Annotated in this window: 10 protein-coding genes and 1 pseudogene; 10 read left to right on the plus strand and 1 reads right to left on the minus strand. The window is 58.8% G+C overall.

Translation table 11 applies throughout. From position 1 onward, the window contains the following. The first annotated feature begins 26 nt into the window (after positions 1–26). The 4 genes and pseudogenes from lpdA to B0G74_RS36380 form a co-directional block, all read left to right on the plus strand. Complete coding sequence (gene lpdA, locus B0G74_RS36365) at positions 27–1775, plus strand: dihydrolipoyl dehydrogenase (protein ID WP_132381426.1); 1749 nt, start codon at positions 27–29, stop codon at positions 1773–1775. Between the two features lie 244 nt (positions 1776–2019). Further along, positions 2020–2529 carry an Lrp/AsnC family transcriptional regulator gene (locus B0G74_RS36370; RefSeq protein WP_132381428.1) on the plus strand — a complete coding sequence of 170 codons (510 nt, stop codon included), beginning with the start codon at positions 2020–2022 and terminating at the stop codon, positions 2527–2529. Positions 2530–2727: 198 nt separating this feature from the next. Continuing rightward, a complete protein-coding gene (gene ribB, locus B0G74_RS36375; protein WP_132381430.1) occupies positions 2728–3876 on the plus strand; it encodes a 3,4-dihydroxy-2-butanone-4-phosphate synthase in 1149 nt (382 codons plus the stop codon). Between the two features lie 380 nt (positions 3877–4256). Further along, positions 4257–4721, plus strand: a pseudogene (locus B0G74_RS36380) (acyl-CoA synthetase); the annotation flags it as partial. A gap of 35 nt (positions 4722–4756) precedes the next feature. Here the strand turns inward: B0G74_RS36380 and B0G74_RS36385 are convergent. Continuing rightward, complete coding sequence (locus B0G74_RS36385; protein WP_243658493.1) at positions 4757–5548, minus strand: helix-turn-helix transcriptional regulator; 792 nt, start codon at positions 5546–5548, stop codon at positions 4757–4759. Between the two features lie 248 nt (positions 5549–5796). Here B0G74_RS36385 and B0G74_RS36390 point away from each other — a divergent pair, with 248 nt between their 5' ends. The 6 genes from B0G74_RS36390 (at position 5797) to B0G74_RS36415 (ending at position 12157) form a co-directional block, all read left to right on the plus strand. Then, positions 5797–6567, plus strand: coding sequence for an enoyl-CoA hydratase/isomerase family protein (locus B0G74_RS36390; RefSeq protein WP_132381434.1), 771 nt, complete (start codon positions 5797–5799; stop codon positions 6565–6567). Then, the gene (locus tag B0G74_RS36395; RefSeq protein ID WP_132381436.1) at positions 6564–7343 is read left to right on the plus strand and encodes a creatininase family protein; all 780 of its coding nucleotides are present in this window, start codon (positions 6564–6566) and stop codon (positions 7341–7343) included. Before B0G74_RS36390 ends, B0G74_RS36395 begins: the two co-directional genes overlap by 4 nt. A 287-nt stretch (positions 7344–7630) precedes the next feature. Continuing rightward, on the plus strand, positions 7631–8785 hold the full coding sequence (locus B0G74_RS36400; protein WP_132381438.1) for an LLM class flavin-dependent oxidoreductase: 1155 nt from the start codon (positions 7631–7633) through the stop codon (positions 8783–8785). A gap of 8 nt (positions 8786–8793) precedes the next feature. Continuing rightward, on the plus strand, positions 8794–9582 hold the full coding sequence (locus tag B0G74_RS36405) for an enoyl-CoA hydratase-related protein (RefSeq protein ID WP_132381440.1): 789 nt from the start codon (positions 8794–8796) through the stop codon (positions 9580–9582). Continuing rightward, positions 9579–11486 carry an AMP-binding protein gene (locus B0G74_RS36410; protein WP_132381442.1) on the plus strand — a complete coding sequence of 636 codons (1908 nt, stop codon included), beginning with the start codon at positions 9579–9581 and terminating at the stop codon, positions 11484–11486. Before B0G74_RS36405 ends, B0G74_RS36410 begins: the two co-directional genes overlap by 4 nt. A gap of 164 nt (positions 11487–11650) precedes the next feature. After that, positions 11651–12157: a flavin reductase family protein gene (locus tag B0G74_RS36415; RefSeq protein ID WP_243658494.1), complete on the plus strand. Its 507-nt coding sequence runs from the start codon at positions 11651–11653 to the stop codon at positions 12155–12157. The last annotated feature ends 330 nt before the right edge of the window (positions 12158–12487 follow it).

The following is a 12487-nucleotide window of genomic DNA, read 5'->3' on the forward strand; positions in this document are numbered from 1 at the left end:
AGGCGAGCGACACAACAAGGGTTTTCATGAGCGCGACAGAAATCAAGGTGCCGGATATCGGCGATTACAAGGAAGTGCCCGTTATCGAAATCGCCGTGAAGGTCGGTGATCGTGTCGAGAAAGAGCAATCCCTGATTACGCTCGAATCCGACAAGGCGACCATGGATGTGCCGAGCCCGGTCTCTGGCGTCGTCAAGCGATTGAGCGTCGAGGTTGGCGATATCGTGTCTGAAGGCACGTTAATCGCGCTTCTCGAAAGCGTCGGCGAGGCAGCGGATGCGGCGAGTTCACCATCGGCTGCTGCAGTTCGGGCGCCGGAAAACGCGTCAGTTCTACCGCAGGGCGGCAGTTTCTCCGGCAACGCGGATATCGAGTGCGACATGCTCGTGCTCGGTTCGGGCCCCGGCGGCTATTCGGCGGCGTTCCGTTCTGCTGACCTGGGTATGAAGACGGTGCTGGTCGAACGTTACTCGACGCTCGGCGGCGTGTGTCTGAACGTCGGCTGTATTCCGTCGAAGGCGCTGTTGCACACGGCGCTCGTGATCGACGAAGCCGAAGCGCTCGGCTCGCACGGCATCACGTTCGGCAAGCCGCAAATCGATCTCGACAAGCTGCGCGACTTCAAGTCGGGCGTCGTCAAGAAGCTCAGCGGCGGTCTCGCCGGCATGGCGAAGATGCGCAAGGTCGAAGTGGTCACGGGCACGGGTTCGTTCGTCGATCCGCATCATATGGAAGTGCAGGTCGAGGGCGGCAAGAAGGTCGTCAAGTTCAAGCAGGCAATCATCGCCGCGGGCTCGGAAGCGGTAAAGCTGCCGTTCATTCCGGAAGATCCGCGTGTGGTCGATTCGACCGGCGCGCTCGAACTGCGGCAGATTCCGCAACGCATGCTGGTGATCGGCGGCGGCATCATCGGGCTGGAAATGGCCACGGTGTACGCCACGCTCGGCGCGCAGATCGACGTGGTCGAAATGCTCGACGGTCTGATGGCCGGCGCGGACCGCGATCTGGTCAAGGTCTGGGAGAAGTACAACAGCAAGCGTTTCGCCAACGTCATGCTGAAGACCAAGACCACGGCGGCCGAAGCGAAAGACGACGGCATCTATGTGTCGTTCGAAGGCGAGAAGGCCCCGGCCGAAGCGCAACGCTACGACCTCGTGCTGGTTGCCGTCGGCCGTTCGCCGAACGGCAAGAAGATCGGCGCGGACAAGGCAGGCGTCGCGGTGACGGATCGCGGCTTCATCGACGTGGACAAGCAGATGCGCACCAACGTGCCGCACATCTTCGCGATCGGCGATATCGTCGGTCAGCCGATGCTGGCGCACAAAGCCGTGCATGAAGCGCACGTCGCCGCCGAAGTCGCACACGGCGAAAAGGCATACTTCGACGCGCTGCAGATTCCGTCGGTGGCTTACACCGATCCGGAAGTGGCTTGGGCCGGCAAGACGGAAGACCAGTTGAAGGCCGAAGGCATCAAATACGGCAAGGCGGTGTTCCCGTGGGCCGCATCGGGCCGCGCGATCGCCAACGGCCGCGACGAAGGCTTCACGAAGCTGCTGTTCGACGAGGAAACGCATCGCGTGATCGGCGGCGGGATTGTCGGTCTGAATGCGGGCGACCTGATCAGCGAAGTCTGTCTCGCGGTCGAGATGGGCGCGGATGCAACGGATATCGGTAAGACGATTCACCCGCATCCGACGCTCGGCGAATCGATCGGTATGGCCGCCGAGCTGTACGAAGGCGTCTGTACCGACCTGCCGCCGTCCAGAAAGGCCTGATCGCCGTCTCAGCGAACGTTTCGCTAGTGTGACGAATAGCGGGTTTTCCCGCGCGCCGACGAGAATGTCTGTTTTTGGTGATAACTCGACTTTTTATCGGAATTTCCCGCGCAGGCAGCTGGCATAAACTCGTTCATCAGGTGCCGTTGTTCAAATACGTGTTGAAGCGGAAGTCGATGTTCTGATCCAAGCGACCGTTCGAACTCGGGGCACCAGAGCCTTTAGCGAAGAGGAGACCCGGGCCATGAACGTTGCGCTGGATAGGATTGACCTCAGTATCTTGAGTGAACTTCAGGAGGACTCGAGTTTGACGAACCTCGAACTGGCAGCCCGAGTCAATCTGTCACCTTCTCCCTGCCTAGTCAGAGTCAGAAATCTGGAGCGTCTCGGTGTGATCAGCCGGCGCGTCGCCGTCCTCGACGCGTCTCTACTCGGCTTGGGCGTCATGGCCATTGTCGAGATCAGTCTCGAGCGGCAGGGCACGCATGCGCGGGAGAGTTTCGCGGACACGGTGAGAGGTATCACCGAAGTCATGGACTGTTTCATGATGACCGGGCAAACCGATTACCTCCTGCGGGTGGTGGCGAGAGATCTCGTCGAACTCGAACACATCATCACACACAAGCTGACGTCCCTTCCCGGCGTGGCCAGCGTTCGCTCGAACGTCGTCCTCAAACGGCTGGCAAACAAAACGACGCTCCCTATCGACACGACACGGCCTATCCAGATTCACGGCCTGGCGCAGGTGTCGTGATTACATCAATCGCCCGGCGAGCGGAAGCGGAAGCCGGCAATAAACCTTTAGCGAAACCGCATGCCGGGATCCGAAAAGGGAGAAGAGACGTGAAGATTTTTTTGCCGGGTCAGCCGGGCGCGACCGAGAGCACACTCATCGGCCGCGAAGCGTACGCAGCGCAGACGGCGCTCGCGTCGGACCGCGTGAGGTGTTCTGATGAGTAACGCTACGTCGACCCGCCAGCCAGCGGATTCGCACGCCGACATCGCGACGGCGTCGGACATTATCGAAGAAGCGCGAGCCGGTCGCATGTTCATTCTGGTCGACGACGAGGATCGCGAGAACGAAGGCGACCTTATTATTCCCGCCCAGTTCGCCACGCCCGACGCCGTCAACTTCATGGCGACGCATGCACGCGGTTTGATCTGCCTCGCGATGACCCGCTCGCGTTGTGAATCGTTGGGCCTTCATTTGATGAGCCGGATCAACGGTTCGCGGCACGAGACGGCTTTCACGGTCTCGATCGAGGCGCGTGATGGGGTGAGTACGGGCATCTCGGCGGCCGACCGTTCACGCACGATCTCGGTTGCCATCAATCCGGAAACGGGGCGCGACGATATCGTTTCTCCCGGGCATGTCTTTCCGCTCATGGCACGTGACGGCGGTACGCTCGTGCGCGCCGGCCACACCGAAGCCGCGGTGGATATCACGCGTCTGGCCGGGCTCGCGCCGGCCGGCGTGATCTGCGAAATCATGAATGACGACGGCACTATGGCGAGGTTGCCGGACCTGATTGAATTTTCACGGCGACATACGCTGAAACTGGGCACCATCGCCGATCTCATCGCGTATCGCCGACGCACGGAAAAGCTCGTGGAGGTCGTTGAAAACGGCAGCTTCACCGAACCGAATGGAAGGCATTGGCGGATCGTCGTCTACCGCAACCGGATCGATCAGGTCGAACACATTGCGTTTGTCATGGGCGATCTGCGGGGAGCCGACCCCGTCCTCGTGCGCATGCATGCCACGGATACCATAAAGGACATCATTGGAGGTCACCACCTCGCGTCACTACGTGGTGCCGCACGTCTGCTGGCGGACGAGAACCGCGGCGTCATAGTGCTGATCCGAGAGTCTCGCCTCACGGCTGTGTCGGACCGTGTGCGTTCGATGATGCATCCCAAGCCCGCCGAGCAGGCACTGCGTGATTACGGAATAGGCGCGCAAATTCTCGCCGAACTCGGCGTGAAGAACATGATCCTGCTCTCCAATCACGAGAGAACGATTGTGGGTCTGGAGGGCTACGGTCTGAACGTGGTGGAGCAGAGAAAAATAGAGCGTGTCAGCGACTATCAGGAAGGTTGAAGCTATCCAGTCGCGCCGCTCATTTCAGAGCGTTTCATGACCAGAAAAACAACTCGAGGAAGAGAGATGAGACACGCAGAAAACCCCGGCGTCTTTGCCGATCGCACGAGTGCCACAGCTGCGGAGCGGCCCGCATGAGAATCACGGCAGACAATCCATATACGGCCGGACTCGAGCGTGACCCGGCGAATTTCATTGCTTTGTCCGCAATGACGTTTCTCGAACGCGCGGCTTCCATCTGGCCGGAGCGCACGGCTATCGTTCATGGCGCGATTCGCCGCGACCGGGCCGAAACGTATCGGCGTTGCTGGCTACTCGCCGGCGCGCTGCGCGGGCGCGGCATCGGCAAGCGCGATACCGTAGCGATTATCGCCGCCAATACGCTCGGCGAAGTCTTTCTTCGCGGCAACAACGTCATGAAGGGCTATCTGAAGAATCAGGACGCCACGGTGGAGGCATTTACCGGCGGGTGGTTTCATACCGGCGATCTCGGTGTATGGCATCGCGATAGATACCTGGAAATCAAGGATCGCTCGAAGGACATCATTATCTCGGGAGGCGAGAACATTTCGTCGATCGAGATCGAGGACGTGCTGTATTCCCATCCCGCTGTTCTGGAGGCGGCAATCGTCGCGCGCCCTGACGAAAAATGGGGCGAGACACCGTGTGCTTTCGTCGCGCTCAAAGACGGTGCGATCGTGACCGAAGCAGACATCATCGCTTTTTGCCGCGAACGGATGGCACATTTCAAGGTTCCCAAGACCATCGCTTTCACGCCGCTGCCGAAAACCGCGACCGGCAAGATCCAGAAGTTCATCTTGCGGCAGCGGGCGCGCCAGCTATGAAGGGCAACCCGGCATCGCCTGGCGCCGCGTCTCGATCAGGGCGAAGAAGCATCCATCTTGTCCACTCGAAATTTACCGGGACTTCGTCCCATGGTCTTCTTGAACATGGTGATGAACGAATTGGGACCTTCGTAGCCGAGTTCTAGCGAAACGGCGTGAACCGATGCGCCGGCCGACAATCGCTGAAGGGCAATGATGATATGCAAACGCTCGCGCCAGCGCCCGAACGTCATACCGGTTTCGCTGAGCACTAAGCGCGCAAGCGTACGTTCGCTCATGGCATAACGGCGTCCCCATTCCGCGATCGTGCTGCGATCGGCAGGATTGTCCAGCAACGACGAAGCGATCTGTTGGAGCCGATGATTGTCGGAGATGGGGAGAAAGACGTCATCGGGTGTCAGTTGCGTGAGCTGATCCAGCAACACTCTGGCGAGCCGGCCCGTCGGCCCTTCCTTGGGATAGTCTGGCGGCAGTCTGGCCAGTGAACGGATGAGCTCACGGATGAGCGGTGTAATCGTAAAGCTACTGCACTCCGTTGGCAGATCTGCTTCGTCCGGTGGAATGAAAATGACATATAGCTTGGCAAGATCGGAAGCATGATTGCTATGAGGAATGCCACCGGGAATCCACACTGCGCCATTGGGCGGGACGATCCACCATCCGTTCGGTGATCGGCACATGACCGACCCTCTCAATGCCACGACCATTTGTCCCTTGCGGTGGACGTGCATCGGCAACTCATCCTCTTTTCCACTCGTCTCGAGAAGGACAGAAATGACCGGTAAATCGACAGAATCCGGGTCGAACGGTTGGTAGTTGATCTTCACCTGGTCTGTGATGACTGGCGAAGTGGGCGTACGGGTGTCAGGCGTTCCTGGTTCCACGGTTCACTCGCTTTCTGCGCCTGATCGGCCTAGGTGAGTTCATGGGTCGCCGCGCTCAGCGCAACATTCGGTGGGCCATCTGCATGACGCGATTTTAATCTGCCGGATTAACGATGGTGCCGACAAATCAAAATTAAATTTTGCCCCCCTGCACCTACACTAATCAGATGAAAAAAGACGAGGCATCAGGTATGAAAACCAACGAACTTATTTGCACTCAGATCGATGCCGACCTCGTGCAGCTGACGATAAACCGGCCACCAGCGAACGCTCTTAGCGGACCACTCATTACCGCATTGATTTCCACCTTCAGCGAGCTTGCTCAGGAAAACGTACCACCTGGAATCGTCCTTACGGGAGCGGGAGAAAAGTTCTTTTGCGCCGGCGGCGATATCAATGAAGTGGCGGACCACGAACTCGCGCTGTCGCGCATGGAAGAGTTCCACGCATTTCTGGGGCAGCTCGAGCAGTATCCGAGTCCATTCGTGTGCGCGGTCAATGGCTATGCGGTGGGCGCGGGATTCGAAATGGCCCTTCACGCCGATTACGTCGTGGCATCGACTGAATCTCGGCTGGGATTTCCCGAGATCAATCACGGCCTTTTGCCCGCGGCAAAAGGTATGCGTCACGCAGCAATCCTGCTTGGTCAACGTGTCGCCCGTTCTTTGCTGTTTTCGGGTGAGCTGATTTCCGTCAGCGATGGGCTCGCCATCGGGGCAGTGGACGCAATATCCACGCATGACGAAGTGCTGCAGGACGCGCTCGCCAAATGCCGGGAGCTTTGCAGCAAAGACCGGCAACTCTTCGCCGCCATCAAGAGAACGCTGCGCGAGAGTTCACAGATGACCGACGCGGCGCTGCTGCAGATGACGCTCGACGATCTCCGTGGATATCTCGGCAATTCGAAGTCCGCCGACGCCAGATCCCAATTTCTGACCCGCAACAGGAAAGCCCAATTGTGAGTAATTTCGAACCACCGGAAACGCTGCATCTCTCGCGCATGACGTATGAGGACGTGTCGTCCGCATTGGCCACGCAGTTCGACGGCGTCATCATTCCTTGCGGAGCAATCGAGCAGCACGGCCCCCATCTACCGCTGAGTATGGATGCCGATCATGCTGAAGCCCTGGCGGTGGAAATTGCCGCATTGCTGGGGCGGACATTGATCGCCCCAACCATACAGGTTGGATGCTCGAAGCACCACATGGCCTTCCCGGGCACGATCTCATTGCAGGAGCAAACCTATACCGCGCTCTGTCACGATTACTGTGTAAGCCTCGCGAAGCACGGATTCAAGCGTATCTACCTGTTTTCAGCCCATGTCGGCAACTTCAATGCTCTTCATGCGATGTTGCCGGGTTTGAGAGAAGCTGCAGGCCCGGACGTTCAGGTTCTTGCCTATACAAATCATCAGGCGTGGCTGCGTGAGTGGCGACTGGCGGTCGAGGAAGCCGGTGGCGATCCGGAGTCGGTAGGTGGACACGCCGACATCGCCGAGACCTCGCTCATGATCCACCTCCATCCCGACAGCGTCCGGCACGGACAGCTGGTGGCCGGCCATGTCGGCTTCATGACGACCGAGCAGTTGAATCTGATGTGGAGGGATGGCGTTGCTTCCATCTCCCGAAACGGCGTGCTCGGCGATGCGCGCGGATCGTCACGCGAGATTGGCGAGACCTGTCTGCATGCAACGGCCAGACTTCTTGCGGCAGCATTTGCGGCGGAATCATCAACGTAGAGAAGGCGGTGCGCCGGCAGCATGATCTGCGGGTATCGATAAGGTAGTGGCATAAAAAGAATAAAAAATGCTGTGGGATCTGCGGCAATATTTATTCACGAAAGCAACGGGAATTCAGAGCCGGAAACGTAGACGAATCGATAAGAATACTTATCGAATTCTTCTGCAACGTTTCGAAATCAGGTGCATTGACGATGTCCATAGTTTCACGGCGAGACACTGACGGAACGTCAGCAGCAATTCGCGCTCGCCATGAATTTTTAATTACGACTGTCAAGGAAGAACAAATGCCATTGAAAATCGGTTTTTGGTCCGAGCAGGAAACACAGGTTGGGCATAGCTACTCGAACAGGCTTCGCGAACTGGTTCGCGAAACACTGCTTGCCGAGCAAATGGGTTTCGATTTTGTTGCTCTTTCGGAGCAGCACTTTGCTCTCGGCGGCGTTTCGAGTTCGGCTCCTGAAGTGGTCTTTGGTTATCTCGCCGCCGTCACTTCGCGAATCAAACTTCGTCCTGCCGTGGCCTTGATGCCCAAAGCCATCAATCACGCACTGCGTACTGCGGAACGGCTGGCGGCGACCGACATCCTGTCCAACGGCCGGATGGAGATGTATTGCGGCCGCGCCAACACTACGATCGCAATGCGCGCCTTCAACGTATCGCCCGACGAAACACTGCCGCAGATGGAAGAAGGCATGGCGCTGCTGCGCAAAGCGATGCGGGAAGACGTTTTCACCTTCGACGGAAAGTATTACCAGGTGCCACCCCGGTCACTCGTACCCAAGCCTTTGCAAAAGCCGTATCCGGTGCTCGGCGTTGCCGCAACCAGCGCGAACAGCCATGCCTGGGCTGGCTCGGAAGGCCTTGCGGTGATGAGCCATGCCATTTATCAGGGATGGGAAAAACAGAAGGGTCTGCTGGACACCTATTGGAAGAACTGGAAGTGCGATGAGACCGGACCATTGCATAAGCCGCGTGCCGGCATGCCGCTCTTCATCGGTATCGGGAAAACCGACCAGGAAGCCAAGGACATTTACGCTGGCCCGATCATGAACTATGCGCGCATCTCTACCGATGCCTATCCGCGGCTCGCCAAACTTGCGGACAACTATGCGTATATGGCCGAAAGCGTACCCGCGATGCAACGCGCCGTCGAAGATTGGGATTACCTTCTGAACGAATCCGCTACCACGGTATGCGGAAGTCCCGATACCGTCATCCGTCAGTTGGAGCAATACGAGAAGCTGGGCATCGACGAGGTGCTGCTGCATATCGACTCGGTACCGCACGAGCAGATCATGTCGGCGATCGAGATGGTCGGCCGTTACGTGATTCCTCATTTCAACGATCGCAACAATATTGTCCGCCCAACGGACGAGTTGCTCGAGAAGATTCGCGCCATGCGCCCACAGGGCTCCAACCCGCAGCCAACTCAAGGATGAAACTACGTATGAACACGTCTTCGCGCTATCAGTATCTGAATGTCGAACAGCGGTCCTCCGGAGTCGCGATTGTCACAATGAATCGCCCGGAAATCCTGAACGCTATCAACTGGGACATGCACGGCGAGCTGGAACAGGTATTCGTCGATCTGGATCACGAGCAATCGGTCAAGGCGATCGTTCTGACCGGTGCCGGCCGCGGTTTTTGCTCCGGCGGCGATCAGAAGTCGATTGACAATGGCGATATCCCGTCGGCAACGCGCGGTGGCCGTCACCTCGTGAGAAACATGCTTGAGGTCGAGGTGCCGATCGTGGCGGCGGTCAATGGGGTGGCCGTAGGCCTGGGTGCCACGCTCGCGCTGTTCTGCGACATGATTTACGCGAGCCCGACCGCACGATTCGCCGATACGCACGTCAACGCCGGTGTCGTTGCGGGCGATGGCGGAGCGGTGATCTGGCCGCTTCTTCTCGGGCCGGTGCGCGCGCGTCACTATCTGATGACTGGCGACTTCGTCAGCGCCGAGGAAGCACTCGCAATGGGCATGATCAACAAGATCGTCGAAAGCGACAAGCTGCTGGAAGCGGCAATCGATTACGCGGAACTTCTCGCGAGCGGTCCACGCGACGCGGTGGTCTGGACGAAGTACTGCGTCAACAAGCTCGTCAAGCAGAATGCCCACCTGCTTCTCGATACATCGACCGCTCTGGAAACGCTAACTTTCAATTCCCCCGAGCGCCGCGAAGCGGTGGCTTCGTTCGCCGAAAAGCGCAAGCGCTTTGGAGACAACTACAAATGACCGCGGCACCGTGGACATCCGGCAGTCAGTTCGCTACCACCACCATCCCGGCCTTGCTGATCGAGCGGCTGAAGGACGACCCTGGGGCGAACGCGTTTTTTCAGAAGCGTGCCGGGGAGTGGATACCCACCACTTGGAAGGGCTACGCGAATGCGGTCTGTTCCGTATCCGCCGCACTCAGGGAAGCCGGTATAGCCAGAGGCGAACGGATTGCCATCATGGGCGACGTCTCCCAGGAGTGGGTCATCGCCGATATGGCGACAATCTGCTCGGGAGCGGTCACGGTAGGCGTCTATTTCACTGCGTCGGTCGAAGAGGTCCGCTACTATCTGGAAGACTCGGGAGCGAGACTCGCGTTTGCAGGCAGTGCCGAACAGCTTCGGATCATCGAAGCTGCCGACCCATCCCGCAAGCTCGTCAAAATCGTGGTGCTCGATCCGAGCTGGCAGAGCACGCCAGGCGGCACCGGCACGAATGTCGTTTCACTGGCCGAGTTCGCCGGGCAATTTGCCGGCGACGAGATCGCCTATCTGCGCGAGCAGTCCGAGCCGGCGAAGTCGACGGATCTGGTGAGCCTGGGGTACACCTCGGGAACTACGGGAGCGCCCAAAGGGGCGATGCTGACGCATCTGTCGATGCTGGCTGGCGCGTTCACATGGCCGACCTTCTGTCCGGCGATACTCTCCGAATCGCAGCGCATGGTGATCCATCTGCCGCTTTCGCACACGGTGGCGCGCATACAGGCCATGACGCTGCCGTTGATGGCGAAGACGGTATCTTACTTCGTCGATGTGTCGGCCGATTTCGCGAAGTGCATTCAGGAAGTCAGACCGACGTCCTATATGGCTCCGCCGCGCTTCTATCAGAAGTTCGCGACCCAGATCATCAATCACGTGAATGGCAGCTCTGATGCCGAGCAGAGAAACTACAAGCTTGCGCTAGGTATCGCGCGGGAAGTGCTGGCCGATCGATTGGACGCGGGCAGCAGCGACCCGTTCAAGGAGCAGCTTTACGCCGCTTGCCGTGAGGTTATTTTCAAGCCCTTGCTGGCCAGAATCGGCTTCGACGATTTGCGCTATCCCTATACCGCGTCCGCTCCGGTGCCACCCGAGGTCGTCACGCTGTTTCAACTATGGGGCGTCAATCTGAAAGAGAACTACGGGCAAACGGAGATGGTTGGCGGAAACCTCGCGCAGGTGACCGACTGGTCGAGGCCGGGCAACTCCGGTGTGCCGCTTGACGATGCTGCATGGGAAACACGCGTGTTGCCGGACGGCGAAATGATCGTTCGAGGGCCGGGGCTGTTCATCGGGTATTGGAATAAGGAAGCCGAAACGAAGTCCGCGTTGCGCGACGGCTGGCTGCATACCGGCGACATCGTGGAAATCGGCGCGGATGGTTCGTACAAGCTGATCGATCGAAAGAAAGAGCTCATCAACACCGCCGCCGGTAAATCCATCAGCCCGGTGCAGATCGAAAACGAGCTTCGCCAGAGTCCGTACATTACGGAGGCAATGGTCATTGGCGAAGGGCGCAAATATCTGACGGCGCTGATCGAAGTGGACGGTACGCTCACCATGGATTGGGCGAGAACGCGCGACGCTTCGATCGCACACTACGCCGATCTGGCGACCTCGGCGATCGTCATCGATCTGATCCGGAAAGAAGTGGAAAAGGCTAATGCGAAGCTGGCGCGAGCAGAGCAGATCAAGGCTTTCAGAATCCTTCCCGAGGAACTCACGCCCGAAAACGGCGTGATGACCGCTACGCGCAAGAAGCGCCGCAAGCCGCTAATGGAGCGCTATGACAGCATTATCGCCAGTCTTTACGACGACGCCGAAGAACAGTTGATCAGAGAACAGCTTGCAGGTTCCGGGCCGGCCGCTTCTGTTCGCCGGCAATAGGCGGCCGGCAATGCAGCTTCCAGCGAGAGCCAACTTGTGGCGCGGCGGAGCTTATGACTGGTGCAACGCCACGGGTACATCAACGCGCCGCCTCATGGAATTACCCGTGACGTTCCGGGCATGAAGCCCGCAACATCATTCCGTCAACCGAGAGAGACCCCGCCGTGATAGCACTTTCCCCTGATCGCACAACCTTCCGCGAGGCCATGGCACGTATCGGAGCAGCGGTAAATATCATCACTACCACGACACCAGCCGGCGACGTCGGCATGACGGTGTCCGCAGTCTGCTCCGTAAGCGACGACCCAGCCACGGTACTGGTCTGCATCGGCCGGTCCAGCCGTCAATATGGCCATTTCAGCACGGCGGGCATCATCTGCATCAACGTTCTTTCCGACGAGCATGAGGTGCTCGCGCCGATCTTCGCGGGCAAGGGAGATATCCAAATGACCGAGCGCTTCACTTACGGCAAGTGGATCCGCCTCGTCACAGGCGCACCGGTGCTGGCAACCGCGGCTGCGAGTCTCGACTGCACGGTGGACCGAAGCGTGGACATCGGCACCCATACGGTTTTCTTCTGCGCCGTACAGGCGGTGCATCTCGGCTCCTCGACATCGGGTCTGGTGTATCACGGGCGCGCTTATCATCGGCTGCCGCAGAAGCAGGCCTGAAACGACAAGGGTGTGTCGCCGCACACCCGCAGCTCACGTTCTCCGGATCAGCATTGCGGCAACGTGCCGCTTTTAGGCGCTTGTCGAAGCGCGGCCAATTAAATAATCAATAGCCGCTGCTCCGGAACGACGATACACGAACCGTGCAGGATCACTTCATGCGCACGCGGTGCGTCGCAATGCTCGTCTGCCCTGCTTTTGAACGCGATCCGGTCAGCGAGGCCAGTGGTCGCGGCATCGCCTGATGGTGATTTCGATGTGAGCGAGCATCCTCATACTCAACAGCCGGACAACGCACAACCGGTGGCGTGCCGCGCGTCTACGTCTGCT

The sequence above is a fragment of the Paraburkholderia sp. BL9I2N2 genome (assembly GCF_004339745.1).
Taxonomy (GTDB): Bacteria; Pseudomonadota; Gammaproteobacteria; order Burkholderiales; family Burkholderiaceae; genus Paraburkholderia.

What these genes read in the sequence shown, in the direction of transcription:
- B0G74_RS36390 (WP_132381434.1), top strand. Translation starts at nt 5,797, where the DNA reads ATGAAAACCAACGAACTTATTTGCACTCAGATCGATGCCGACCTCGTG.
- B0G74_RS36405 (WP_132381440.1), top strand. Translation starts at nt 8,794, where the DNA reads ATGAACACGTCTTCGCGCTATCAGTATCTGAATGTCGAACAGCGGTCC.
- lpdA (WP_132381426.1), top strand. Translation starts at nt 27, where the DNA reads ATGAGCGCGACAGAAATCAAGGTGCCGGATATCGGCGATTACAAGGAA.
- B0G74_RS36400 (WP_132381438.1), top strand. Translation starts at nt 7,631, where the DNA reads ATGCCATTGAAAATCGGTTTTTGGTCCGAGCAGGAAACACAGGTTGGG.
- B0G74_RS36410 (WP_132381442.1), top strand. Translation starts at nt 9,579, where the DNA reads ATGACCGCGGCACCGTGGACATCCGGCAGTCAGTTCGCTACCACCACC.
- ribB (WP_132381430.1), top strand. Translation starts at nt 2,728, where the DNA reads ATGAGTAACGCTACGTCGACCCGCCAGCCAGCGGATTCGCACGCCGAC.
- B0G74_RS36370 (WP_132381428.1), top strand. Translation starts at nt 2,020, where the DNA reads ATGAACGTTGCGCTGGATAGGATTGACCTCAGTATCTTGAGTGAACTT.